The sequence below is a fragment of the Pseudomonas sp. TE3-3-F2023 genome, from assembly GCF_036784815.1.
GTDB lineage: Bacteria > Pseudomonadota > Gammaproteobacteria > Pseudomonadales > Pseudomonadaceae > Aquipseudomonas > Aquipseudomonas pudica.
Map to the genome: position 1 here is coordinate 2,939,522 of NZ_CP145113.1, position 24,974 is coordinate 2,964,495.

19 protein-coding genes, 1 tRNA gene and 1 pseudogene are annotated in these 24,974 nt (G+C 57.1%); 8 read left to right on the forward strand and 13 right to left on the reverse strand.

The annotated features are described in order from the left end of the window. Positions 1-6: 6 nt before the first annotated feature. The 4 genes from pheT (at position 7) to V3314_RS13405 (ending at position 3,235) form a co-directional block, all read left to right on the forward strand. Positions 7-2,400, forward strand: a complete 2,394-nt coding sequence (pheT, locus tag V3314_RS13390; protein WP_196188831.1) for a phenylalanine--tRNA ligase subunit beta — start codon at positions 7-9, stop codon at positions 2,398-2,400. Between the two features lie 4 nt (positions 2,401-2,404). Next, positions 2,405-2,707 (forward strand): integration host factor subunit alpha, encoded by a 303-nt coding sequence (gene ihfA / locus V3314_RS13395; protein ID WP_003250679.1) that lies wholly within the window; start codon positions 2,405-2,407, stop codon positions 2,705-2,707. Then, on the forward strand, positions 2,688-3,044 hold the full coding sequence (locus V3314_RS13400) for a MerR family transcriptional regulator (RefSeq protein ID WP_003250681.1): 357 nt from the start codon (positions 2,688-2,690) through the stop codon (positions 3,042-3,044). Before ihfA ends, V3314_RS13400 begins: the two co-directional genes overlap by 20 nt. 114 nt (positions 3,045-3,158) lie before the next feature. After that, positions 3,159-3,235, forward strand: a tRNA-Pro gene (locus tag V3314_RS13405). A gap of 1,057 nt (positions 3,236-4,292) precedes the next feature. On the opposite strand, the gene V3314_RS13410 is transcribed toward V3314_RS13405, so the two are convergent. The 9 genes and pseudogenes from V3314_RS13410 to V3314_RS13450 all read right to left on the reverse strand — a co-directional run bounded on the left by V3314_RS13410 (position 4,293) and on the right by V3314_RS13450 (position 15,697). After that, complete coding sequence (locus V3314_RS13410; protein WP_196188830.1) at positions 4,293-5,009, reverse strand: SprT family zinc-dependent metalloprotease; 717 nt, start codon at positions 5,007-5,009, stop codon at positions 4,293-4,295. Next, entirely contained in the window at positions 5,006-8,221 is a 3,216-nt protein-coding gene (locus V3314_RS13415; RefSeq protein ID WP_196188829.1) for a type I restriction endonuclease subunit R, read from the reverse strand. Before V3314_RS13415 ends, V3314_RS13410 begins: the two co-directional genes overlap by 4 nt. Further along, on the reverse strand, positions 8,218-9,294 hold the full coding sequence (locus V3314_RS13420; RefSeq protein ID WP_196188828.1) for a serine/threonine-protein kinase: 1,077 nt from the start codon (positions 9,292-9,294) through the stop codon (positions 8,218-8,220). The genes V3314_RS13415 and V3314_RS13420 overlap by 4 nt, the downstream gene beginning before the upstream one ends. After that, positions 9,291-9,758: a hypothetical protein gene (locus tag V3314_RS13425; RefSeq protein ID WP_196188827.1), complete on the reverse strand. Its 468-nt coding sequence runs from the start codon at positions 9,756-9,758 to the stop codon at positions 9,291-9,293. Before V3314_RS13425 ends, V3314_RS13420 begins: the two co-directional genes overlap by 4 nt. Then, the gene (locus tag V3314_RS13430) at positions 9,755-10,936 is read right to left on the reverse strand and encodes a restriction endonuclease subunit S (RefSeq protein WP_196188826.1); all 1,182 of its coding nucleotides are present in this window, start codon (positions 10,934-10,936) and stop codon (positions 9,755-9,757) included. Before V3314_RS13430 ends, V3314_RS13425 begins: the two co-directional genes overlap by 4 nt. Continuing rightward, a complete protein-coding gene (locus tag V3314_RS13435; protein WP_196188825.1) occupies positions 10,929-12,446 on the reverse strand; it encodes a type I restriction-modification system subunit M in 1,518 nt (505 codons plus the stop codon). The genes V3314_RS13430 and V3314_RS13435 overlap by 8 nt, the downstream gene beginning before the upstream one ends. Before the next feature lie 9 nt (positions 12,447-12,455). After that, the gene (locus tag V3314_RS13440) at positions 12,456-12,956 is read right to left on the reverse strand and encodes a hypothetical protein (protein WP_230385110.1); all 501 of its coding nucleotides are present in this window, start codon (positions 12,954-12,956) and stop codon (positions 12,456-12,458) included. Positions 12,957-13,381: 425 nt separating this feature from the next. Beyond that, positions 13,382-13,487, reverse strand: a pseudogene (locus tag V3314_RS13445) (integrase); the annotation flags it as partial. Positions 13,488-14,440: 953 nt separating this feature from the next. Continuing rightward, positions 14,441-15,697: an integrase domain-containing protein gene (locus V3314_RS13450; protein WP_196188823.1), complete on the reverse strand. Its 1,257-nt coding sequence runs from the start codon at positions 15,695-15,697 to the stop codon at positions 14,441-14,443. Positions 15,698-16,097: 400 nt separating this feature from the next. On the opposite strand from V3314_RS13450, the gene V3314_RS13455 reads away from it, so the two are divergent. Further along, entirely contained in the window at positions 16,098-16,904 is an 807-nt protein-coding gene (locus tag V3314_RS13455; RefSeq protein WP_196188822.1) for an HNH endonuclease, read from the forward strand. 187 nt (positions 16,905-17,091) lie between these two features. Then, the gene (locus V3314_RS13460) at positions 17,092-18,846 is read left to right on the forward strand and encodes a hypothetical protein (protein WP_196188821.1); all 1,755 of its coding nucleotides are present in this window, start codon (positions 17,092-17,094) and stop codon (positions 18,844-18,846) included. A gap of 256 nt (positions 18,847-19,102) precedes the next feature. On the opposite strand, the gene V3314_RS13465 is transcribed toward V3314_RS13460, so the two are convergent. Then, a complete protein-coding gene (locus V3314_RS13465; protein ID WP_196188820.1) occupies positions 19,103-19,372 on the reverse strand; it encodes a DUF3077 domain-containing protein in 270 nt (89 codons plus the stop codon). A gap of 165 nt (positions 19,373-19,537) precedes the next feature. Then, on the reverse strand, positions 19,538-19,780 hold the full coding sequence (locus V3314_RS13470) for a hypothetical protein (RefSeq protein ID WP_196188819.1): 243 nt from the start codon (positions 19,778-19,780) through the stop codon (positions 19,538-19,540). Positions 19,781-20,323: 543 nt separating this feature from the next. On the opposite strand from V3314_RS13470, the gene V3314_RS13475 reads away from it, so the two are divergent. After that, positions 20,324-20,992 carry an HD domain-containing protein gene (locus tag V3314_RS13475; RefSeq protein ID WP_196188818.1) on the forward strand — a complete coding sequence of 223 codons (669 nt, stop codon included), beginning with the start codon at positions 20,324-20,326 and terminating at the stop codon, positions 20,990-20,992. Between the two features lie 775 nt (positions 20,993-21,767). Here the strand turns inward: V3314_RS13475 and V3314_RS13480 are convergent. Next, a complete protein-coding gene (locus V3314_RS13480; RefSeq protein ID WP_338459095.1) occupies positions 21,768-22,805 on the reverse strand; it encodes a sensor domain-containing diguanylate cyclase in 1,038 nt (345 codons plus the stop codon). Between the two features lie 213 nt (positions 22,806-23,018). Here V3314_RS13480 and glsB point away from each other — a divergent pair, with 213 nt between their 5' ends. Further along, positions 23,019-23,927: a glutaminase B gene (gene glsB / locus V3314_RS13485; protein ID WP_015269909.1), complete on the forward strand. Its 909-nt coding sequence runs from the start codon at positions 23,019-23,021 to the stop codon at positions 23,925-23,927. Between the two features lie 41 nt (positions 23,928-23,968). Here glsB and V3314_RS13490 read toward each other — a convergent pair whose 3' ends face one another. Then, positions 23,969-24,691: a FadR/GntR family transcriptional regulator gene (locus tag V3314_RS13490; protein ID WP_046614056.1), complete on the reverse strand. Its 723-nt coding sequence runs from the start codon at positions 24,689-24,691 to the stop codon at positions 23,969-23,971. Positions 24,692-24,974 lie beyond the last annotated feature (283 nt).

The following is a 24,974-nucleotide window of genomic DNA, read 5'->3' on the forward strand; positions in this document are numbered from 1 at the left end:
AACAGCATGAAATTCAGTGAACAGTGGCTGCGCGGTTGGGTAAACCCGCAAGTCTCCCGTGACGAACTGGTCGCCCGCCTGTCCATGGCCGGCCTCGAAGTCGACAGCGTTACCCCTGCTGCCGGCCAGTTCAGCGGCATCGTCGTGGGTGAAATCCTCGCCACCGAACAACACCCGGACGCCGACAAGCTGCGCGTGTGCCAGGTAAGCAATGGCCAGGAAACCTTCCAGGTCGTGTGCGGCGCCCCTAACGCCCGCCCAGGCATCAAGATCCCGTTCGCCATGATCGGCGCCGAACTGCCAGGCGACTTCAAGATCAAGAAGGCCAAGCTGCGCGGCGTCGAGTCTTTCGGCATGCTGTGCTCGGCTGCCGAACTGCAGATCAGCGAAGAGAACGACGGCCTGCTGGAACTGGCTGCCGACGCCCCGGTTGGCGAAGACATTCGCCAGTACCTGAGCCTGGACGACGCCAGTATCGAAATCGGCCTCACCCCCAACCGCGGCGACTGCCTGTCCATCGCAGGTCTCGCCCGCGACGTCAGCGCCCTGTACGACACCCCGGTCACCCGCCCGGTAGTGCCAGCCGTACCGGCTGCCCATGACGAAGTGCGCCCGGTCGAAGTCAGCGCCCCGGCTGCCTGCCCACGCTACCTGGGCCGCGTCATCCGCAACGTCGACCTGAGCAAGCCGACCCCACTGTGGATGGTCGAACGCCTGCGCCGCAGCGACGTGCGCAGCATCGACGCCGCCGTCGACATCACCAACTACGTGATGCTCGAACTCGGCCAGCCGATGCACGCCTTCGACCTGGCAGAAATCAACGGCGGCATCCGCGTACGCATGGCCGAAGAGGGCGAGAAGCTCGTCCTGCTCGACGGCCAGGAAGTGGCCCTGCGCGCCGACACCCTGGTAATCGCCGACCACACCCGCGCCCTGGCCATTGCCGGCGTCATGGGTGGCGAGCACAGCGGTGTGAACACCGAAAAAACCCGCGACCTGTTCCTGGAAAGCGCCTTCTTCGAGCCGATCTCCGTCGCCGGCAAAGCCCGTTCCTACGGCCTGCACACCGACGCCTCGCACCGCTACGAGCGCGGCGTGGACTCGCAACTGGCCCGTGAAGCCATGGAGCGCGCCACCCAGCTGCTGCTGGACATCGTCGGCGGCGAAGCCGGCCCGGTCGTCGAAGCCGTCAGCGAACAGCACCTGCCGCAAGTGGCCCCGGTCACCCTGCGCGCCGAACGCATCACCCAGATGCTCGGCATGGAAATGGACCCAGCCCAAGTCGAGCAGCTGCTCAACGCCCTGGAACTGACCACGACTAGGGGGGGCGGCTCCGAAGGTGTAGCGCAGTGGACCGTCAACGTCCCAAGCCACCGCTTCGACATCAGCCTGGAAGTGGACCTGATCGAAGAGCTGGCCCGCCTGTACGGCTACAACAACCTGCCGGTTCGCTACCCGCAAGCCCGCCTGGCCCCCCAGGGCAAGCCGGAAACCCGCGGTGACCTGCCGACCCTGCGCCGCCTGCTGGTTGCCCGCGGCTACCAGGAAGCCATCACCTACAGCTTCATCGACCCGAAACTGTTCGAACTGTTCAGCCCGGGCGTAGAGCCGCTGCTGCTGGCCAACCCCATCTCCAGCGACATGGCCGCCATGCGCGCGTCCCTGTGGCCGGGCCTGGTCAAGGCACTGCAGCACAACCTGAACCGTCAGCAAGACCGCGTGCGCCTGTTCGAAAGCGGCCTGCGCTTCGTCGGCCAGCTCGGCGACCTGAAGCAGCAGCCGATGATCGCTGGTGTTGTCACCGGCAGCCGCCTGCCAGAAGGCTGGGCCAACGGCCGCGACGGCGTCGACTTCTTCGACGTTAAGGCCGACGTGGAAGCCCTGCTGGGCTACTCCGGCGCCCTGAGCGACTTCACCTTCAGCGCCGGCAAACACCCAGCCCTGCACCCAGGCCAGACCGCCGCCATCGAGCGTGACGGCAAGCTGGTCGGCTACCTCGGCGCCATCCACCCAGAGCTGGCCAAGGCCCTGGACCTGGACCGCCCGGTGTTCCTGTTCGAGCTGGTGCTGGGTGACGTGGTCGAAGGCCGCCTGCCGAAATTCAGCGAGCTGTCCAAGTTCCCGGAAACCCGCCGCGACCTGGCTTTGATCGCAGGACGTGATGTAGCTTCTAGCGCGGTGCTTGAAGTAATTCGTGACAATGCAGGCGAATGGCTCACAGACCTCAGGCTGTTTGACGTCTACCAAGGTAAAGGTATTGATCCTGATAGAAAAAGCCTTGCCGTCGGCTTGACCTGGCAGCATCCATCGCGCACTCTTAACGACGATGAGGTGAACGCCGCACTGCAAAACATCCTCACCTCGCTCGAACAAAGGTTGAACACCACGTTAAGGAAATAACGGCATGGGTGCTCTGACGAAAGCTGAGATGGCCGAAAGGCTGTACGAGGAGCTGGGGCTTAACAAGCGTGAGGCCAAGGAGCTGGTCGAGCTGTTTTTCGAAGAAATTCGGCACGCACTTGAAGAGAACGAGCAGGTCAAGCTGTCCGGTTTCGGCAACTTCGACCTTCGCGACAAACGCCAGCGGCCGGGCCGCAACCCCAAGACAGGGGAAGAAATCCCGATCACTGCACGGCGCGTCGTCACCTTTCGTCCAGGGCAGAAGTTGAAGGCCCGGGTTGAGGCCTATGCTGGAACCAAGCCATAACGACGAACTGCCCCCCATACCGGGCAAAAGGTACTTCACCATTGGTGAGGTGAGTGAGCTTTGTGCGGTAAAACCGCACGTGCTGCGGTATTGGGAGCAGGAGTTCGATCAGCTCAATCCCGTGAAGCGGCGGGGGAACCGGCGGTATTATCAGCGGCAGGATGTGCTGATGATTCGCCAGATTCGTGCGCTGCTTTATGACCAGGGGTTCACCATTGGTGGGGCTCGGTTGAGGCTCTCCAGTGATGAGGCCAAGGATGAGTCGAGCCAGTACAAGCAGCTGATTCGGCAGATGATTGTTGAATTGGAGGATGTGTTGGTGGTGTTGAAGAAGTGACCTGGGTTTTTTGGTGAGTGAAATTTTTTTAAGAAAAAGCTTTCATTTATCAGGAGGTTAGGGTACATTCTTCAACGTTCTCGGTAGCATCGAGAACATGCTTCAAAGCCCAGTCGGGGCGTAGCGCAGCCCGGTAGCGCACTTGCATGGGGTGCAAGGGGTCGAGTGTTCGAATCACTCCGTCCCGACCATTATTTAAACGACTAAGCCACCTTCGGGTGGCTTTGTTGTTTCTGGAGGTTTTGGTTTTTTGAGGCTTCGCTTGTTTCATTAATCAGTTTTGTGATTCGATTAGGCAAGATAGCTGTGCGCATCGTTTCGCGAATCTCGTAACTGAGCATGTGTTTCGTAAAGGGGTGGGCTACCCAGGTTCAAGTCGCTGTCCAGCTACAGATGCCCTGCGCTAAGCGATGAGTGGCTGTGTGGGCGAATAGATTTGCGGGCTGAACTTCTTGTGTTGGACCGTAAGCAGCTTGTCACTGGTTGTGCTACGGAGTGCGCGACCTATGCCTCGAGAGCGCCGGGGTAATCTGAAACAAGTCGCTATCAATCTGTTTTTGCTGACTAATAATTGATTGGACAACTTTCTTGGAATACCAGCTGGAACGCTGCGTGGCCTGGATTCCGATGGACAGTTCTTGTTGAACTTCGCCCCCCGATATTGGAATCTGGATCGAATCTAGCAAGGATATGGTCGCGCTATTGATTGTTGCTCCTGCCCGTACCATTTACAGTTGCGCAGGGCGGTGGTAAGAGTGCAGAGCGGCTGGCAAACGGTATTTATGCTGTGCTGCTGAATGACTATCGAGTGGCAAAAACGGGCGTTAATAGAGTCACTACTCAATCTGTTAGTGCAGCGTATCCACCTCTGGAGGCTCCGCCTCATCAGGGAAGCGGCGTGGTCTGACCTGGCCGCAGAGGGTGCGCATCATTCGTAGGTTGTTGGCTGGCATGACGGGCGTCGACGTGGTGTATGGCCTGGCGCCCGTACATGCCATCAGGCATCGATGTGCCCGCGGAGGTAATGCATCGATCCGAACAATATGAGCGTTGTCGGCATTGGGGGTGGAGCACCATTGATTCTACTCAGCAAGAGCAATTCCCCCTTAGGGCTTGTAGATTAAGCGCCCAAGACGCCGAGGGATATACGTGCTCTGGGTAGTACATTTCTGGATAACCGGCGCACACCCCCACAAGCTGGCGCTGTGCGACTTAGCTCAACCTTCAAGAACTCACGTGCGGTATTTTTCAAGCCATGACACTTTCTAGTTTCTGTTTTCGGCGCTCCCAGTCGGGCAGGACACGATCTAGAAGCTCGTAGAAAGCAGCCCCGTGATGGGGTTCGGTTATGTGACAGAGTTCGTGCGTAATAACATAATCGATGGCATTGATCGGTGCTTCAATTAGGCGTCGATTGAGCAACAACCGACCAGCAGGAGACATCGATCCCCAACGTTGCTTCATCTGTCGCACGATTAGATCGCGCGGTCTGAATGCCTCGGGAGTGGGAAATCTTTGGAGGTTTACCTCGATACGCTCAGCGAACTTAATATGTGCCCTGTTGCGATACCACGCTTCGACAAGCTCACGGATGACCTCACGGCAGTTAGGCCGATGCGTCTGCACCTCGATGAAGCCTCGAACAAGTTTCACCCTTTCCTGAACATGTGGGATGAACTTCAGTCGATATTGGCGCCCAAGATACAGGTGCGTCTCGCCGGCGATGAATTGGCGTTCCGGCGTCCGCGGCAGGAACTGTGCAAAATAGCGCTGCTGTCGCAAGATCCAGGTTGCTCGCTTTCGCAGCCGTATCTCGATGGCATCCAAGTTGGCATCTAGCGGCGCCACCACGACCACCGAAGCATCTGGCTCGACAGCAATTTCGAGCGTCTTTCGCGGCCTCTTAACGATTATGTAATCGATAGACTGGCTACCGACCATGAGGCAGTGTCGCTCATCGCTCATGCTGTAAACCTTGCCTTGGCGAGGTCCATGATTCGTTGCTCTAGATCGTCCAACTGTTCTAGTGGCAGTTCGATCTGCATCGTGTCTCGAAGAGCGTCAAAGAAGTAGTCATCAATAGCGTTGCGCAGCTTGTTCTGAGCCACCTCGTTTGACCAAATGCCCACGATCAGGTGCCCCCGAATGATGTCGGTCACTGTCAAGGCGATGGCGGCTGCCTCAGCGGAGGCGATCATAATTCCCCCCTCACGTGTCAGCTGGCCGTCAAGCAATCCGAACAGGGCTTGTGCATCGTCATTGCCTCTAATCGTTGCCGGAACCTCGCGACGTCGCTCCTTGAGGGCGACCCTGCTCGCAAGATCGATGACAGAGTTCAAATACTCTCGCTCTGAAAGTCGTCGCTCGCGATAAGCGCGGATCGTTTCTTCGAGCATCTCGGAGAACTGCAGATAAAGGGTGGGATCTTCATCCATCTTCTCGGTGATTGCCCGGCGTGTAGCGCTGGCAATGCGGTCTGCCTTCGACGCGTCAGAAAGCCCTGCCTCATCGACCACCGCCTTCAGTGCTGCGGGATCATTAATATTGACCAGCTCAATGATAGTTTCCGCGGGCAAGGCGACCACATGGTCATCCAGTAGCCTCTGGATCTTAGGCTCAAACTCACGGACGTCCACCGTTTCCTGGTAGCGCAGCTGCACTGATCGCTTGAGTTCGGAAAACTGCTTCCAGTCTTGCTTCATCTGGTCGATCTTGCGCTCATCGAAGACATCGAAGAGCTTGTCCGACGATAACGCAATATGTAGGCAACGACTGAAGTCACGAAAGCGTCCATAGAAGTCTTGCCGCAAAGCCTCGTCGCCAAGGAACTGCTCCAGGGCCTCCATGTCCTTTTTGTTGCGGACAGGATTGAACAGATCCCATAGCTGATCATGCAGTTGTGGAAGTCTGCGTATCTCCTCGCGCACATCGTGGACACTTCCGGCCAAATCGGCTGCTTCGTACCCGTCGAATGCGCTGTACGTGGAGAGCGCCTGATCCAGTTCCCCAAGCAGTCCCTCATAATCCACGATGAAGCCGAATTGCTTTTCGACTCCTTCCTCCTCGTGCAACCGGTTGACTCGCGCGATTGCCTGGAGAAGGTTGTGCTCCTTCAGAGACTTGCAGACATAAAGTACCGTGTTGCGGGGAGCGTCAAAACCTGTGAGCAGCTTGGACACCACAATCAAGATTTCCGTCTCTCGCGAGCCCTTGAAGGCCTCGATGATCCTGCGGTTATATTCCTCCTCGGTCTTGTATTGGGCCATCATCTTTTCCCAGAAGGTACGGACGACATCCTCCGAATCCTGATCAACTTCCTCGTTTCCTTCATTGTCATCTGGCGCCGAGATGATGATGGCGCTCGACACGTGACCGATTTCATCGAGTACCTCCTTGAACCGCACCGCTGCGGCCTTTGAAGGAGCTACGAGCTGTGCCTTGAATCCGGTACCCTGCCAGTGCTGACGATAGTGCTCGGAGATGTCAAAGGCCTTCGCGCGGATTGCCTGTGTGGTTCTGGACAGCGTGTCCATTCGGGAGAACTTGCGTTTGAGATCGGCCTTCTGCGCAGCCGTCAGCCCCTCGCTGATTTTCTCGAACCAGCGGTCGATTACATTGCCCGCAATCTGCTGTTCAACCAACCTGCCCTCATAGAGCAACGGTACCACTGCCTCATCTGCCACAGCTTCGTCAATGGCGTAGCGATGTATGAGCTGACCGAATGTTGAAAGCGTGTTCTTCTCCTTTTTCAGGAGAGGTGTTCCTGTAAATCCGAGATAGCAGGCGTTGGGCAGTAGCCGACGCATCTTGCCAGCGAACTGGCTGTGCCCTCCATGACGCCCAGTCTGGGTGCGATGGCTCTCGTCGACGAGAACAAAGACGTTCGCATCGTCATCGATCTCCTTCGCATTTCGTAGCGCAGTATCGAATTTGTTGATGATCGTGGTGACCAGCGGCTTTTTGCTTCGGATCAGATCAAGCAGGTGGGATCCGCTTGTCGCTCGAAGAGGCTCCAGGTCACAGGACTTAAAAGTATCCTTGATCTGCTTATCGAGATCGTCACGGTCGGTAACGATCAATATGCGAGGATTGGTGAGGCTCTTCTCTAAAGCGAGCGCACGCCCCAGCATCACCATGGTGAGTGACTTTCCCGAGCCTTGTGTATGCCAGATCACGCCACCCTTGCGAGCACCAGTGGTGCCGAATTGCTTGACAGTTTCTATGGCGCGGCAGATCCCGAAGAATTGCTGGTGCCGAGCAATCTTGCGTACGCCACCGTCGAAAACGGTGAACCGACGAATAATGTCTAGGAGGCGTTCGGGGCGGCATAGCGCAAAGATGGTTCGGTCCTGCTCTGTGACGGCCCGGTCGCCGTCTACCGCCATCGCAGTAAAGTAATCGCGTGCGGGAGTGAAGTCGCCGGAGAAAACGGCGTCCTGCTCCTCGGAGGTCAAGGGGCGATTGGCGGCAGCAGCGATCGTTTCGTCCGTATAATCCTCGTCCCGCCAGGTCGACCAGAACTTTCGTGGTGTCCCGACGGTGGCATAGCGCGCTTCTACGCGGTTCATTGTCATGAGTAGCTGCGCAAAGTGGAAAAGCTGCGGGATGTTGTCCTCGCTCTGATAGCCGATCAGTTGGCTGTCGGCTTTCTTCAGGGTTTCGGTGGGCCGCTTGTTTTCAATGATCAGGATCGGAATACCGTTCACGAAAGCTACGATATCGCAGCGGCGTGTTTGACTCGATCCCGTGCGCTCGACCGAGAACTCTGCCGTAACATGAAACTTGTTGTTCGCCGGGTTCTCCCAGTCGATGTAGCGTAGGGAATAGCTCTTCGAGTCGCCGTCGATGGTCTTGGTGATTGTGGTGCCAAGCACAAGCGCGTCGTAAATGTCTTGGTTGGTTCCGCGCAGCCCCTTCAGACGGTCTGGGGTAGGTTTAAGGCGCCGCATTGCCTCGTGAGCATCTTCCAGATCGAAGGCATACTCTCGCCCGCGGTGGGTGAAGCGATTAATGCCCATCAGCCTCTCGGCGAGAATATCGTCGAGTACTACGTTCCGCAGACGTCTGCCGCGTAACTGTACTGCCTCTGCCTGGGATAGCGGCTTAAAGCCGAGGGCTACAAGTAGTTGGAGCGCCGGAATCTGGGACTGGATTTTTTCACGTGCGTCGAAGGTCATTTGCCGGTCACCACGAAGTTCTTGAAAGCGGAGATCACCTTCTCAGCTTGTTTATGGGGCAGCCCGCGCTCGCAGAATTGAGTAACACGCCGTGTCCTGCCTGAAGTGACATTGAGTTTGGTGCAGGTAACGTCAAACTTCCCTCCTGCAACAGGCACGGATGTGTAGAAATACTCATGTGCCCCGCACTTTCCGACCTCTTTGCCGGTGGCGTCGACTGTCCAATAGCCGGGGTAGTTGAGCTTTTCCAGCGCACGGCGCATCTCTAGCGCGCTTGAAAAACGCTTCGCCGGATCTGGGTGAATAGCCTTTAGGATGACACTCCGGACCGCCGTCGGGATGTGGCATGGGAAGTCCTTCTGCGTGAGAAGATTGCCAGCCGCGATGCTCTGTTCGTACTGGGCAGAGCCGATGTTCACCCGAATCGCGCTCAGGTGATGCAACCCAATCAGTAGCCTCGCGAGAGTCATGCCGACTTGGAAAATGTCTGAGCTTATGCCGATGTTTCCAGTGGAAACAACCTCGGGCGCACGGTGGAGCAAGTAGGCATTCGGGGCTGCAACAGGCGCGCCATTCGCAGAAATACCGGTAATACCGTAGTCCGACAGCATCGCCTGCTGCTGCTCACCTAGCAGGATGTTTCCTGGCTTAATGTCGTTGTGAAAGAAGCTCCGCGCATGGAGATACTCCAAGCCCTGCAGGATATCTCGCGCGATGCGCAGAACCTTAGGAAGGGGCAGATACCCAGCTGGGTTAGCGAGCGTCTCGACTGAACCATTGGATTGGTAGTCCATCGCGAGGATGACCGCATGTTCAGTCGTGATGGGTACGACATCGGCCTGATGAACATAGACCAGGTTGTTGTGCTCCAGTCGATTGCCGATCTGTGCCTCGCGCAAGCGTTCGTCAATCGAGATTCCGGGTTTAAGTATCTTCACAGCGTACTGCCGCTGGAGCGTGCGATCGTGAGCGAGCCAGACCTCGCCAAAGCCTCCCTGACCAATCCTGTTGATCAGCTGGTATTTGTAGAGCTGCATTCCGGCGGAGAGCGTGACAGGGACGAGCTGTTTCATAAGTGGCGCAGCCCCAACCATGCCGCATTCACGGCGTCAGCCATCTTGCTGTCCCAGTACTTGCCTGTCTTCCCTACGCGCTCCTCCGCGTGGCGCTTCGTATCCGTGCTCGTCGTCCCCATCGATCCATAGATCTTGAGCTCGACAGGGATGCCCCGATGTGCACAGGCGAGGATTACTGCAGCGTCGTTATACGCGGATCGTCTCTTTGCCTTCGTGTCCTGACGGGTGAATTCATTTTGCTTGATTATCACCTTGGCGATCCCAAGGTGGGCGTCGAAAATTGCAAGGACTTCGCGGTAAATCCAGTTCACCCGCTCGGCGTCTGCGTCCTCGGTAATCGATGCTGGGACGAGCAGTTTGTTATCGCTCGTCGCATTCTCGAGCGTGAACATACCGTTGTCTTCGGAGACGACGGCATAACGGGGAGCCTGCGGGTCACCGCGAAATCCAAGAACTTTCATCCAATATTCTCCATAATATGGACCGACAATTCGCCGGTGAGCAGCTTCTGCATCAGCCCGCGTTTCTGGCGGGTCAGGGCTTCAATTTCCTGGTCCAGCAGGGCCAGTTCGTCCTTTGCCGCAGACAGTGCGAGTGCTATACGCCGTTGCTCTTCCGCTGGAGGAACAGGAATCTTGCAGCTGAAGAAATCCTCGACATTCAGGTTCAAAAGGCCATCGTTGCGAACACCGGAGTTGATCAAGCGCGAGAGCTGCCGGTTCAGCGCACCCGCGGCGAAGAGATGCTCATAAAACGTGGGCTCGAGTCCAGGCTTCAGCGCGAAGCAGAAATAGACAAACGGGACGAGCGCTGTCTGCCGGTCGAGTCGGTAGATGCAGCCATAGGGTGCAGAAAGAGAATTGCCCTTGTTGTAGGCAAATTCCCCTTCCTGCAGGAGCGTATAGCGATCGACGCTACTACCTGCCATGTCCCGTGCGAACTTGTCGGACTGTTTCAGGAAGCCAGATCTAGCCGAGATAGTCATTACTGGATGGTCGCCACCACTATTTTGACGGCGTATCCGCGTGGAGATTTCCGATAGCGGCCTCATAGGCCATTTGTCTGGGAAAACGCCAGCGTGACTGAGCAGTGCCTGGCTTAAGCCCAAGAACCGTGCGGTCCGACTTGCTCGGAGGGTTTTGAGCTTGTCCAGCGCATTATCCCAACGCCCAACGATCTCGGCGATTTTCCGCTGCTCTGACAGCGAGGGGCAATCCACGACCTGGTTAGTGATGTCATCCTTCTGAACGTGGACCAGCGATGACTTGAAGCCATGTGCATTCGCTTCAATTCTGCCGGTGGCGACCTGGAGTGCTAAGTAGAGCCAGTACTTGTCCACTCCCGGCTTCGGAACCACACGAAAGATATGCTGATTCAGCACTCCACGCGGACCGGGCCATAAGGCTGGCCCGAAAGAAACACCTTTCACTCCAGCCCATGCAAAGAGGAGATCACCGGGCTCGACTACCCACCTCTCCTTTGGCACCCCTTCGAAGTAGTTAAAAGAAGTCGAGCCGTTCAGGTTCTGTATCCGGATAATAGGAAGACCAGATTGCCTCCAGTCCGACGGTCGAAAGCCGTTTCCATTGATGAAGTCACAAAGATCGCCAATCGACGTCCGCTTATGTCCGTCAAGCATTAATGCCTAGCTCCCGTAGATAGCCTGCCATCTGTACCCGTACCTCAGCCAGTTCTGCTTCGATACGATTGATATCCGTCTGCACGGCGGCCAAGTCGATCGCCTCCTCCGGCACGAAGGTGTCGACGTAGCGAGGGATGTTCAAGTTAAAGCCGTTTTCGGCAATTTCTTGGGGGCTGGCACTATGGGAGTACTTCTCCACTTCAGCGCGAGAGCGGTACGTCTCTAGGATCTTACCGACATGCGCATCCTCCAGCAGATTCATCGTCTTGCCCGGCGTGAACTCGCGTGAGGCGTCGATAAAAAGTACGTCGCGGCGGTCGGCGTTGGTCCCACCTTCCTCGCGCGAGCGGTCGAAGACTAGAATCGCTACCGGAATCCCCGTCGTGGTGAAAAGGTTGGCGGGCAGCCCGACGACGGCGTCGAGCAGGTTTTCCTCGATCAACGCCTGGCGGATACGCCCCTCGGCGGCGCCGCGGAACAGAACGCCGTGCGGCACGATCACCGCGACACGACCGGTCTGGCGCTTCGCGATTTCGATCATGTGGGTGATGAAGGCGTAGTCGCCCTTAGATTTGGGGGGGGCACCTCGCCAGTAACGTTTGAATTGATCGCTGTCAGCATGTTCTGCGCCCCATTTATCGAGGCTGAAAGGCGGATTCGCAACGACCACGTCGAATTTCATAAGGTGATCGCCCTCGACCAGCGTCGGGCTGTTCAGCGTGTCGCACCACTCGATGCGGGCGGCGTCTCGGGCGTGCAGGAACATGTTCATCCGGGCGAGCGCCCAGGTCGCGCCATTCACTTCCTGCCCAAAAAGGGCGAAGTTTTCTGAGCCGACCTCTTGCGACGCTTGGATCAGCAGCGAGCCTGAGCCGCAGGCTGGATCACAAATCATGTCGCCGGGCTTGGGGGCTGCCAGCTTGGCTAGCAGGCGCGAGACTGCCGATGGGGTGTAGAACTCACCGGCCTTTTTTCCCGCATCCGAGGCGAAGCGCGAGATCAGGTAGATGTAACATTCACCGATGATGTCCTCGGTCACGCGACTGGGACGTAGGTCCATCGCCGGCTTCGCGAAATCGTCGAGCAGGTTCTTGAGGCGACGGTTGCGATCTTTGGGGCGCCCGAGATTGGCTTCAGAGTTGAAGTCGATGTTGCGGAAGACTCCTTCCAACTTGGTGCGGTTCGTGTCCTCTATCTGCTCAAGTGCGATATTGATCAGTTCGCCGATGTTGGCCTCGTTCCGCTTGGCGTAGAGATCATAGAAGCTGGCCCCCTCGGGTAGAACGAAGCGCTCCCGCTCTAGGCGGCGGCGGATGCGCGACTCGTCCCCACTGAACTGCTGGCGGTAGGTTTCGAGATGGTCGTTCCAGAGATCAGAAATGTATTTCAGGAATAGCATCACCAGGATGTAGTCCTTGTACTGGCCAGCATCGACGACACCACGGAAGGTATCGCAAGCGGCCCAAGCCGTCTGGTTGATCTGCTGCTGCGTAATCTGGTCGGTCATTGGCGTTTCCTATCTGCCGGCGAGTTTTGCTGCCTCGCCAAGAATGAGGCTGGTTAGTTGTTCACGGCGTTCTGCAAGATCGCGCAAGAGGCGGCCTTCGCGCTTCGCTAAAGCATCGAGGTTCACGATTCTCCGCTGCGTCTGGAGATCAGGCACCGCTATATCAAGGCGTTCAAGCACTGCCATCGGTATCATTCGGAGGCTGGTTCCTTGTGCCTCGGAGTCAAGCCTCCGCTGGGTCTCGGGATGATTTATCGCCCATGCCAGGTACTCGGGCAGGATTCGCTCCTTGTCGGGGCGCATGATGATGAGCGGAACGATGACAGCAGCCGGTTCGAGTAGACCAGCTTGGACTGCAGTCGCGGTATTCGGCTCACCCCTAGAGCGAAAGATCACCTCTCCGCCGCAGACAAAATAGCGATCGGAAAGATCGGTAAGGTCATACCTCTGGAAGCCCCCCAAAAAAACCTCTCCTTCACTGGGCACGTCTCGGAGCTGAATAGCTGGCACCCCACCCTCCGACAATGGTGTAAGTCGACCGCGAGAGGTGTACCCCGAGTGGATGTGGCATAGTTCGCGCAGGAGCATTATCCGAACCTCTGTATTTGTCGTACAGAGTGTAGTAATGCGTGCTTTGCAGGTCAATTTTAATTTTGCAGTTTTTTTCCTACAGAGAAATTTACTGATTGTGTTGCGCGATGCGGCTCTTCAGGGCGGAGCGTGGTTTGTGTAATCCGCTGGTTGCCAGAGCAGTAACCCCAACCCCGGTCCTGCATATGAATTGAGAGGTGAAGATGGCCATACGGAGTGAGCGCGCCCACTCGATCATGCAGGCCCGCGAGTTTCTGGTCGATTAGTCCCGAGACGAGACGCTGCGCGAGGTGGTGCGAACTGAAGTATTTAGCCTGTTGCGTCATTACCCCGCCGCTGACCGCGCCGTAGCGGCCACCGCCGAACATGTCTTTCAGCGCCTGCGGCCATGCGTAGCTATTGCCTGCCGTAACCGAAATTACGACCATCGCGCCTACCCACCAATGCCATGTCGGTCACCTCATCTGCCGTTCTCCGATCTTCGCCCCACGTCATCCCGCCAAGAATGCTGAGTGTTATCAGGGATCAAGGCCCCTGCGACCTGTGGGGATGTCCTCTACGCGGGACTGACGGCTCCTTACGACCGGGAGCAAGGGCATCTCATGATCTGGCCTCCTGAGCACCGATACCGGTGGGCGGGTGGAGGCTGCATTGGCTGACGAGACCAGTGCCGCGAGATCCTGAGCTAGGTGCAAGCAGCAATGCGATGACTGGGACATGCCTGACTGTCAGTCAGGTGCAGTCCATTCCCTGGTCTGCGGCACCATCATCTACAGCGCTGTTGCTGGTGACATCGGCGTTTGTCACGCCGATTGTCACGAGGAGGAATGCCGCAAAGACATGTGCGTTAAGGGCTGCAGCAGTGGTAGAAGTGCCCGTCTCTTTCCAGAAGAAAGAGACGGGCACAGGTTGGCGCAATATTAGGCCAAGCGGATAGGTTGCTGCAGGGCAGCGAAGTAGGAGGTGTTGTCTGGCGCACGAGGGCCATGATCTGAAGTAGGCATCCATCACCTGGGAGGTGACCGGGCGAGCTGCCGGATGCGAATCGCCATTTGGGGGGAGAGCCACCGCGAGAGCGGCGTGACCTTCAAGGTTCGGGTCACCTGGGTTGCTGTCATCGACAGCGCTTGCACGGACAGTTCTACGCCTGTGGATAAACCCGGTCAAGGGCCGAAATTCAGCGCTCTTGGGGACTTGAAAAGCGGTTATCCATCGGTGGAATTCCGTGGTAAATCCCGGACACTGTCGTGGCTTTTAGCTCTTCAAAGTAAGGTCCATCCAAACAGGGCGGCTTTGCAGCCCTGTTTGGATGGACCCGCGCTGACAAGCGGATAAACGAGGCTGCTTTCCCTGATTCATGAGCGCTCAGTTGCTGTCGCCACCGTTACCGCGCCTGTACAGCGCTAGCGGATCGGCACCACGTTCCTGTCTCTGGCTTGGCCATATGCTGAGGCGAGCAGGCTGCCGGTGGCGGCCTTCTGGATGTACTCACTCCACCAGGCCATCATCGGGCGTCGGCGCTCGATGTAATCGGCGCGGTTGTAGGCGCTGCGCACCTCATCCTTGTCGACGTGCGCCAGGGCCACTTCAATGAGCTCCGGGTCCCAGCCATGTTCATTCAAGATGGTGCTGGCCATCGAGCGCATGCCGTGGCTGACCAACCGATCCTGGAACCCCATGCGTTTCAACGCCATGTTGGCGGTCTGGCTATTGGCGTGGGTGCGCGGATTTCTGTCTGCCGGGAAGACGTATTCGCGATGGCCGCTGTGAGTCTTCAGTGACTCCAACAACGCGACGGCGTGAGCACTCAACGGGATGCTGTGTGGGCGGCGCTTCTTCATCCGCTCCGGTGGGATAGTCCAGACACGCCTTTCAAAGTCGATGTCAGCCCAGCGAGTAGTCGCCGCCTCGGCAGGGCGAGTCATGGTGTGCAACTGCCATTCGATCAGGCAGCGGGTGGTGCGTTTGATACTCGCATTCGCGATCTCCAGCATTAGCTCGGGGAGTTCTTCGGGCGGAAGTGCAGCCATATTCTCTTTCTTGGGCTTTTTGAAGACTGCCCTGATGCCGCTGAGCGGGTTGGCGAAGATCAGGCCGGAGTTTACGCCGTAGGTCATGATCTCGTTCAGCCGCTGGCTAAGACGTTTGACCGTCTCCAGGCTGCCTTTCGCTTCGATTGGACGAAGCAATGCGATCACCATCGGCGCGGTGATTTTGGTGAGTGGTGTCGTCTTCAAATCGGGGAACACGTGCAGCGTGAGCGACCGCCAAATGTCCTCGGCGTAGGCCGGGGTGACCGAGTCTTTCTTGAGTTCAAACCAGGCGGTGGCCACGTTCTCGAAGGTGTGTTCGGTTTCTGCGCGTTTGGCTTCATTCAACGTATTGCGCTGCACCTTCGGATCGATCCCTTGGGCGAGCAGCTCGCGCGCTTCGACTGCCTTCTTTCGTGCGTTCGCCAGCGACAGTTCGGGATAGGTCCCGAAGCCGATGTTGATGCGCTTCTTGGTCACCGGTTCGCGGTAGTTGAAATTCCACAGCAACGAGCCATTTCTGCGTACTCGGAGCTGCAAACCGTCACCGTCCGTGAGGACGTAATCCTTGGACGCGGGTTTGACTCCCTTGAGTTGTCGATCGGAGAGGCGGAGGTTTTGAGCAGGCATGAGATTGTCCTCAAGCACTGATTCGGTATTCCAAAGATTAGCACGGGGTGAGCTGGAATACCGCCTGGAATACCAGAATGGCTGGAACTCAAAAACTCTTGAAAGACCGAAAAAGCGCTGGAGGCCGCGTATTTACTGGCTTTCAGGCACAAAAAAAGACGTCCGTGGACGTCTTTTTTTGATCATTTGGTGGAGCCGGGGGAGTCTGAACCCGCGTCCGCCAACAGTTACTTTATCGCTATCTCATAGGCGCTGTGGGGTTAACGGAACGCTTGGGTATACTGAGTGTCAACGGTGAAGGAATTACCGTTACGCAACGAACTGCAGTGCACTTCTCATTGTATTGTAGGAAATTTCCTCTTTTTTGATAGGCTTCTGGAGCCATTCGAGAGGAAATCTAATGCCCGTCATCATCGTTGAGAACGATACATCGCAGTGGGAAGACGAGACAGGCTCTGTCTATCACTTTCCCAAACGCTATCAAAACTTGCTCGCTCAGGGAATGGAGGTGGTCTACTACAAGGGGCGTATCAGAGACAAATCCTTTGCTTCTGCACGTCTCAGCAACGATCCGCACTATTTCGGTAAGGCACGCATCGGCAAGGTTGATGCAGACAGAAGGAGTAATAAGGGGAATCTCTTCGCGTTTATTGACAATTTCGTTCAGTTTGAAAAACCAGTTCCATTAAAAATTGACGGGAATTACCTGGAGACCATCCCCGCGACCCGAGTGAAAAACTACTGGCGAGACGCGGTTCGACCCATCTCTCAGGTTGATTACGATGCCATCTTAAGGCATGCAAAGCTGTTGTCTTCCCAAGCGCAAACGGTTATGCCGAATGCGGACGACGACACACTCACCTTTGAGTCGTTTAGCGAAGGCAGCAAGACAAGCTTCTTTGGAACACGTTACGAGCGCAGCAAGGACCTGAGGATGAAAGCTATCGCTTTCCACGGGCTTGACTGCAAGGCATGCGGTTTTGATTTTGAACAGGCTTACGGGGAACACGCGAAGGGCTTAATCCACGTTCACCATGTCGTACCGATTTCGACATTTGGTGGTGAGCAGGTCGTGAGTCCTGAGACAGATCTCGTAACGTTGTGCGCCAACTGCCATGCGGTAGTCCATCGCAAGCGCGATAAGACACTGAGCATTGAGGAGTTAAAAGGTATGTTGCGCGGGCGGTGGGTCAACGAGCCTCTGTAGACAGCCTCTAGCCGGCGCAGAGTACATTCTAAGGACCTGGAGCAGGGCTTTCTGCCATCGAATACGGTAAGAAGCGCAATACCGGTGGTGGAAGCGTTGAATGCCTTGATGATCGCCCATGATTTTCTGCTGAATCGCGAGCGTCGGCCCCAAACCAACACCACAACGGATTAATCAAGGCACAACGATGATTTATGAGGATGTCGACCCGCAGCTTCTCGCGTTTTTGCATGATCCCCTGGCAACGCTCGAAGCCTTGGATATTGAACGAAAGCGTCCTAATTGGCTTACCCGGATGCTCTACAAGGTACCAGCCCTTCGTCGCTTCATTTGTTCCGAGCAGGTTCAGTGGCTTGTCTTAGAGAAGCTGAGCGCAGGCCTGGCGAAGTCGAAGAGAACGCTGCCCCAGCACCTCTTTGAAGACACCGTCGCGCTCAATGAAAAAACCATGAGTCGCTTAACTGATCAACTGAGCAAGTACTTCAGAATTGGTATCACGCTGGTTGAGAATGAGGCCGACTCGAGCGAACGGCTTGCAATGCTCAATGCCTTCATTCAGGCCAACACCTGGGCCAAACTCGAGTACACCTGCAACAGGATTGCCGAGAACTTGCAGCTTCGGGCTGAGCATAACTTGGCCATTTTGAGTAACGCCAACCTTTGGCTTGGTTACTACCTGAGCGAGGTGTACTTTCTCATGGCACACGGGCTACTGAGCGCCAGGCTGGAGGGGAAAACGCTGTCGATCGTGCCTACCGCTACGCTCCAGCGTCGTCTCAAAGGACATTGGTTAGCAGAAATCTGCGAAGCTAACTCTAAAATTAGTGACATGCGCACTTTGCTCGACATGGCACTGGTACTACAGAGGCTAGGGCATCTGCCCCCTTCGGCACGCGAGCCGCTGATCGCCCATGTCCTCGACAAGTGCCTGTCCATACACGCAAACTATCTATCAGCGAATGTAATTCAGCACCCCCAGTATCAATATTTGCGCGAGATTGTCTACTTCGCTACGTATCTCGAGCTGCGGGTAATGCTAGGTGAGCGCATTACCCCAGAAGCTCAGCTGCAAAGCTGCGTAAGCCCGGCGACTATCAGCATGATCAACTCCGCTCTATCGGGACAGGCGCCGACGCTAAATTCGGCCAGCAGCTTTATCGAATACAAAGGCAATACATACGTGCGGGGTGCGTTGAGCTTTAAATATGGGTTAAGGAAGTTTGTAGGGCAGTTACTAGGGAAAGCTTTACAAGGTGGTAACGGTCAGGACTTCAGAGGAGTGCTCGGTATCGGTTTTGAGGCGGATTATATTGTCAACTACATTAGAAATCTCGACGACCCGCGATTCAAGGTCTATGGTGAACTCAAGCCGGGCAACAGGTCGAAAGTCAAGGGGTACGATATAGACCTGGTTCTTCAGGATGTAGAGGAAGATATTTATTACTTTATCCAAGTAAAGTATCGACTATCGAATCTTCCTACTTATCTCTCCGAGCAATGCCGGCTTTTTTCCGAACCCGAGTTCCGCAAGGGCTTCGTAAAGCAACTGGCAACGCTGAGAGATAATCTCACCGATGACAGCATTAGGCAAAAGCTCAGTAGCCACGGCTTGGCCAATGCGCATGCGCATAACAGCCATTTTATTTTGCTGCACAACATACCATTTCTCAATTTCTATGAGCTGGATGGCATCTTCTTCTACGAATGGAACCTGCTCCGGAACATCCTGCGCGACGGACGCGTACAGTTCCGCAAGGATCAGGAACTCACTGAGGGGTATGTCTTGAGCAAGCCGCGTTTGCATCAGCCGGGAGAGCTAGTTAACGCCTACTTAAGTCACCCGCAGGATGGTGCACGATTAGCCGACCACTATGACATCTACTCTAGAGCCAGCGCGCAATTCGTTTATGACGATCTGGATATCGTCTGCAAGCTGATTTGAGAGTGATACCTGCCTCACTGCTCGTACTAGCAATGCGGTACATCATCCCTGCACGACCTCATAGACAATAAGCCGAATAGCCGTCCTTAATGGCTCACAGATGAGAAGGGGGCGATGAGCGAGCGATCTGTTAGCAGTGTGATCGTCATGCTCATCAGGCCCTCTTCCTGCGAGCATCAGATCAGGCGCAGGTGGCGCGAGCTGCGGTTGAGTCGACCATTTTCAGGCCTTAATACTCGGTCTGCGGCAAGTCTCATTAAGGGTTTTTCATCATGCCCAGCTCGGCATCATCCATCAGCGCCTTAGCCAATGCGCAGAGGTAATGCGAAGCCCAGATGAGCTGGGGTTTGTCTTCCATCAAGCCGTCCAGGGTCATATCTCGTGCGTAGCCCATAAGCTCCGAGGCCTGTTCGCGGGCGCTCTGGCAGGGGATGCCTGCTTCGATGCGGAACAGCGGATGGGTCTGGTTTTCACCTTGGTAGAAGGTGGTTTTGCCGACGGTGAATTTGGTTTCTTCTGTGGTCATTGTTCAATCTCCCCGAAATCTCTCGTGCCTGGTCTGGCCTCATCGCCGGCAAGCCAGCTCCCACAAATACTGCATAGGCCTCGAGATTTGTGGGGCAGCTTAGATCCATGTGGGAGCCTTGCTTGCTGGCGATAGGGGCAGCCCAGGCGACACATAAATGAAGCCTTAGTGCAAAGTCCTAGGCTCAGTGGGCATCTGCACCTGGACCAGTGCGGACTCAAGCAAAGCTCGCAGCGTCTCCAGTTCATGCATCGAGGCCATCATCAGAATCGACGCAGGCGATTTGGGCTGCAGCAACATAGCCTGATGCACAACGGTCGCCGCGCACAGCGCGTAATCGGTGGCTTGGATCAGGGTTTCTTCAAGGGATAGAACATTGTGGGGTGGATCAGGGACTATCTTCAGCATAAACCCTCTCAGTGCCTTAAAGGGCTGCCGCAGATCCGCTGTCAAACGGAAGGGTGGCAGCTGTTTGTGGGTTGACAGACCGGGGGCACTGAGAATCCCGGCGCACACGAAGGTGCCCCACGCACAGCTGCCATAACTGGCATTTGCACATGCTCTCAGTGAACCACGGCCTGTCAAAACCGTGCCGCCAATTGGTAGCGGCAGGTCGAGACTATGGTTCACGATTTCCATGTGCAACGAAAAACAGGCGCAGGGAGTATCTTTGGGAAATGGCCTACAAGGAAGGGGTTAATTCTGACTTTTTTTGCCCATTCACCCTCACAGCATGCAACGCCGGCTGCTCTGTTAACGGTTTGTGGCTGTCAAAAAGCTTTCCACTCACGAATCCCTGTATCCAGTTATGTCGCGATGCTAACCAACGGTCCAGCATGGACTTTCGCCCCTCAAGCCTTGAAACTGACCCGCTCGCATCTGGACCAAGGCAGGTCACGGGGCTCCCCCCTGCAAGGGACGCCAAGTAACAGCCCATGGAATGCACCGAAGATGACTATTGAAGCTTTTGCCCCTTTCCAGCGCCTCGCCACTGACCTGCTGAAGTATCTACCGGCTGACCAGCCAGATGGCTCCCACGACCTGTCCCACATCCATCGCGTATGGGTCAACGCGCAACGGATACAGCGCGTAGAAGGCGGCGACCTGGAAGTGCTGCTTGCAGCGACTGTGCTGCATGATTGCGTCGCAGTAGAAAAGAACTCGCCCTTGCGTGGGCAGGCGTCAACGCTGTCCGCACAAAAGGCGGCGTCAATCCTGGCTGATATGGGCTGGCCATTGCAGCGCATCGAGCAGGTGGCGCATGCAGTCAAAACCCACAGCTACTCGGCTGGCCTCGAACCACTCACCCTTGAGGCCAGGATTCTTCAGGACAGCGATCGCCTGGACGCCATAGGTGCAGTGGGTATCGCCCGTTGTTTTTACGTTTCCGGGCGAATGGGGTCGGCTCTGTACGATTTCGAGAACCCTACGGCGTGGGGGAGGGAGTATCAGGACAAGGCGTATACGGTCGAGCACTTCCATACCAAGCTGCTCAAGCTTGCGTCAGGGTTTAAAACTGCTGAAGGGGCTCGGCTGGCTGCTGAGCGCCATGCTCGGCTTGAAGTGTTTCTTGCGGATTTCATGGATGAGATCGGGGCTGGCGGGGCAAGGTTGCAGTGACGGGGCTTGGGACGATTGGCAGGTTTTTTTGGCATGAGCCAGTTGTATTGGAACTGCCCACGACTGGATCGATGTTGTGGGTTGCTTTGGGGAAGTAGCCAGGCCTTGGGCTTTGGGGCGGGTAGCTGTGCTGTCATGGGCCTGAGTGTTCTGTTTGGGCGGGGAAGAATTTAGCGTGAGCATGGCACCGGCTGCGCCGGTGTTCGCGGCTGAAGCCGCTCCCACATGGGGGACTGCTAATTCAGGGAGATATTTGCAGTTTTTGAGGGCGGGTTTGTCCGTGAAGACCTTGTCGGCGATGCCATTCGCTGTGTTGGAGTCTTCGTGGGTATGTTGGACCGCGGCGGCGCCGGTCCCTTGGAGGCTGGGTCCCTGTTTACCGGTTGAGCTATCCGTGCGGCAACGCACCTCTGGGCTGGGCCTTCTTGTAGTAGGTTCTGCTGATCGATGAGCTGTGTGCAGTTTTTTTGAGCGGGTTTACAGTGGATGGCACGGGCTGCGCCCGTGTTCGCGGGCGCGCCCGCTCCCAGAGGGATCGCGCCATGTTTTAGATTTTGAGCAAGGCATTTGCTGCCACAGGGATCGCGGCAACATCTAGAGTTTTTGCAAGGCAGTTGCTTTCACAGGGGACGCGCAGGGTTTGAGTGCTGTGTTTGCGACTTTTAGATGATCCAGCTTTGGCGGCAAGGGCATGCCGAGCGGGGCGGGCTCTGGGGAATGAACAGCCGGGCTGACGTGCGAGAAGAGATGCCGTACAGCCCGGACCGTGCTCGGCTCAAAATGACGGGGCTACATAGACAACCCGATCACGCCCATTCTGTTTGGCGGTATAGAGCCCCTTGTCAGCACGTTCCAGTGCGTCATCCAGCCTTTCACCCTTGGCAAACAGGGTACACCCTACGCTCACGCTCACCTTCAACGGGCCACAGGGCAACTGCATCGGGTTGGCACCCACCTGTTCGCGAATCCGCTCAGCAATCCGGGTCAGCTCTTCGCTGTCCTTGACCTGCAAAACAGCAACAAACTCCTCACCCCCATGCCGCACCACCAGGTCATCAGGGCGCAGTGCCGCACGCAGGCGACGGGCAGACTCGCATAGCACCTTGTCACCGCCGCCATGGCCGTACTTGTCGTTGATGGATTTGAAGTGATCCAGATCGGCATAAACCGCGCCCAGTTGTAAGCCGTTAACCTCTGCCAATCGCCGTTCATGGTCTTCAAACGCCGACAACGCGCCGCGGTTCCACAGTTGTGTCAAAGGGTCGAGCAGGGCTTTGCGCTGCTCGCGGTCCATTTCAAGCCGCAGATCGCGGTTCACCTGTGCCAAGGTGCGCAGCTGCAGGTATCCCTCGGCGAGCGTGGCCAGGTCCCTGAAGTTCGCTTGCTGAGCCTCGCTGAGCTCGCGTGGGCGCGGGTCGAACATGCACAGCGTACCGATGGCTTTGCCGTTGCCGGCGCGCAAGGGGTGGCCGGCGTAAAAGCGGATGTAGGGCGGGTTGAGCACCAGCGGGTTGTCGATGAATCGGCCGTCGCACGTGGCGTCGGGCACCATCAGGGTACCCTCGCCGAGAATGGCGTAGCCGCAAAAGGAAATACTGCGCGTCGTCTCGCTTGCCTCAAGCCCTATGCGGGCCTTGAACCACTGTCGGTCCTGGTCGATCAGGCTGATAAGCACAGTGTCCACATGGGCCAGGTCCTGGGTGAGCCGCACCAGGGTATCGAGGTAGTGCTCGGCTGGTGTATCGACCAGGTTCATTTCATCGAGCGTGCGCTGGCGAAGCGCTTCGTCAGCGGGTAAAGGGCAAGCTGGCATCTTTGGTCCTCCATTCCTTGGTTGGCTGCTTCGGTACCTGGCGGGGGCGTGTTCTTCATACCGTCGAAACAAGCACAGCATAGGTTATAGCGTGGAGCCTTGGGCTGCAGGTGCGGCTGGCCATTTCTTGCCGAGAGTGTGATTTCTTTCGCTCGATCTTCGTCAAGAATGCTACCCCTTCGCCGTCGTCTGGGGACTGATACAGGGCCTTTCATGCAAACGCTGTTGAACGAGATTCTTGAAGAAGTACGTCCCTTGATCGGCAAGGGCAAAGTGGCTGACTACATACCTGCGCTGGCCGATGTGCCGGCGAACCAGCTGGGCATCGCGGTCTATGGCAACGATGGCAGCTATTACTGCGCAGGCGACGCGCTGGTGCCGTTCTCGGTGCAGAGTATTTCCAAGGTGTTCAGCCTGGTGCAGGCGATTGGGCACTCGGGGGAAGCCATTTGGCAGCGGCTTGGCCATGAGCCTTCCGGCCAGCCGTTCAACTCGCTGGTGCAGCTGGAGTTCGAGCGCGGTCGGCCGCGTAACCCGTTTATCAATGCGGGGGCATTGGTGATCTGCGATATCAACCAGTCGCGCTTTGCTGCGCCCACGTTGTCGATGCGTGATTTCGTGCGACGGCTATCGGGCAATCCCCATATCGCGATCGATGCCCGCGTTGCCGATTCGGAGTATCAGTTCCGCGCGCGTAACGCGGCCATGGCTTACCTGATGCAGTCGTTCGGCAACTTCCATAATGAGGTGGAGACGGTACTGCGCAGCTATTTCAGCTATTGCGCGCTGCAGATGAATTGCCTGGACCTGGCTCGGGCATTCTGCTTCCTGGCTAACGATGGGTTCTGCAAGCACAGTGGTGAGCAGATTCTGACCCGGCGCCAGACCCAGCAGGTGAACTCGATCATGGCCACCAGCGGGTTGTATGACGAAGCAGGGAATTTCGCCTACCGGGTGGGGTTGCCTGGCAAGAGTGGCGTGGGGGGCGGGATTGTAGCAATCGTGCCGGGGCAGTTCACGGTGTGTGTGTGGTCGCCGGAGTTGAATGCGGCGGGTAACTCGCTGGCGGGGATGGCGGCGCTTGAACTGCTCAGTTCGCGTATCGGCTGGTCGGTCTTCTGATCGGCAGGACCCAACGAGCTGAGGTAGGCCCGGTTGATACCTCAGCTCGTTGGGTCCTGCCCCAACACCTTGGCCAGGGCCACCCGGGCATCTTCAAGCTGTACCAGTGAAGCATGCCGCGCCCCCAGCGCATCGCCGTTCTGGATAGCGGTCAGAATCGCCTTGTGCCGGGGCAGGGCGAGCTGGTCGAAGTTCGCGCGCTGGTTGGAGTAGCGCACCGATTCGCGCAGCGCCATCGACAGCATGTTGCACAGGTAGGCCAGCAGGTCGTTGTGGGTGGCGTCGGCTATGCGGGCGTGGAAGTCCAGGTCGGGTTGCAGGCGTTCTTCGTGGTTGCGTGCGGCTTCCATGCGTTGGTAGGCCTCGGCGATCGAATCGACGTCGTCGGCGCTGGCGTTGGTGGCGGCCAGTGCGGCGGCGGCGGGTTCGATGACCCAGCGTACGCTGCTCAGCATGTTGAAGAATTCTTGCTGTGGCGTGGCCTGCATCAGCCAGTGCAGTACGTCCGGGTCGAGCATGTGCCAGTCATGGCGCGGCCGGACCAGGGTACCCACTCGCGGGCGGGCCTCGACAAGGCCCTTGGCAGTCAGGGCGCGCATCGCCTCGCGGAACACCGGCCGGCTGATTGCGTAGGCTTCGCACAGGCTTGCCTCGGAGGGCAGCTTCTGCCCGGGTGCGAGTTGGCCGGATACGATCTGTACGCCAAGGTCCTGGACCAGGGTGGCGTGCATGCTCTTGCGCGTGGTGGGTTGGCGGTAGTTCATGTGCGGCGGGGCGGATCCTTCGGGCGGGGGCAGCATCATAGCATTAGCGCGTCGACGCGGTGCATGGCACCGGCTGCGCCGGTGTTCGCGGCTGAAGCCGCTCCCACAGGTGTAGTGTCAACTCGAAGCCAGCGCAGTACCTGTGGGAGCGGGCGTGCCCGCGAAGCAGGCGACGCGGTGCATGGCACCGGCTGCGCCGGTGTTCGCGGCTGAAGCCGCTCCCACAGGTGTAGTGTTAACTCGAAGCCAGCGCAGTACCTGTGGGAGCGGGCGTGCCCGCGAA

Bases quoted from the DNA above. Each gene is read 5' to 3' on its own strand.
- pheT (WP_196188831.1), top strand. From the start codon at position 7: ATGAAATTCAGTGAACAGTGGCTGCGCGGTTGGGTAAACCCGCAAGTC.
- ihfA (WP_003250679.1), top strand. From the start codon at position 2,405: ATGGGTGCTCTGACGAAAGCTGAGATGGCCGAAAGGCTGTACGAGGAG.
- V3314_RS13400 (WP_003250681.1), top strand. From the start codon at position 2,688: ATGCTGGAACCAAGCCATAACGACGAACTGCCCCCCATACCGGGCAAA.
- V3314_RS13410 (WP_196188830.1), bottom strand. From the start codon at position 5,009: ATGAGCGATGAGCGACACTGCCTCATGGTCGGTAGCCAGTCTATCGAT.
- V3314_RS13415 (WP_196188829.1), bottom strand. From the start codon at position 8,221: ATGACCTTCGACGCACGTGAAAAAATCCAGTCCCAGATTCCGGCGCTC.
- V3314_RS13420 (WP_196188828.1), bottom strand. From the start codon at position 9,294: ATGAAACAGCTCGTCCCTGTCACGCTCTCCGCCGGAATGCAGCTCTAC.
- V3314_RS13425 (WP_196188827.1), bottom strand. From the start codon at position 9,758: ATGAAAGTTCTTGGATTTCGCGGTGACCCGCAGGCTCCCCGTTATGCC.
- V3314_RS13430 (WP_196188826.1), bottom strand. From the start codon at position 10,936: ATGCTTGACGGACATAAGCGGACGTCGATTGGCGATCTTTGTGACTTC.
- V3314_RS13435 (WP_196188825.1), bottom strand. From the start codon at position 12,446: ATGACCGACCAGATTACGCAGCAGCAGATCAACCAGACGGCTTGGGCC.
- V3314_RS13450 (WP_196188823.1), bottom strand. From the start codon at position 15,697: ATGCCTGCTCAAAACCTCCGCCTCTCCGATCGACAACTCAAGGGAGTC.
- V3314_RS13455 (WP_196188822.1), top strand. From the start codon at position 16,098: ATGCCCGTCATCATCGTTGAGAACGATACATCGCAGTGGGAAGACGAG.
- V3314_RS13460 (WP_196188821.1), top strand. From the start codon at position 17,092: ATGATTTATGAGGATGTCGACCCGCAGCTTCTCGCGTTTTTGCATGAT.
- V3314_RS13465 (WP_196188820.1), bottom strand. From the start codon at position 19,372: ATGACCACAGAAGAAACCAAATTCACCGTCGGCAAAACCACCTTCTAC.
- V3314_RS13470 (WP_196188819.1), bottom strand. From the start codon at position 19,780: ATGCTGAAGATAGTCCCTGATCCACCCCACAATGTTCTATCCCTTGAA.
- V3314_RS13475 (WP_196188818.1), top strand. From the start codon at position 20,324: ATGACTATTGAAGCTTTTGCCCCTTTCCAGCGCCTCGCCACTGACCTG.
- V3314_RS13480 (WP_338459095.1), bottom strand. From the start codon at position 22,805: ATGCCAGCTTGCCCTTTACCCGCTGACGAAGCGCTTCGCCAGCGCACG.
- glsB (WP_015269909.1), top strand. From the start codon at position 23,019: ATGCAAACGCTGTTGAACGAGATTCTTGAAGAAGTACGTCCCTTGATC.
- V3314_RS13490 (WP_046614056.1), bottom strand. From the start codon at position 24,691: ATGAACTACCGCCAACCCACCACGCGCAAGAGCATGCACGCCACCCTG.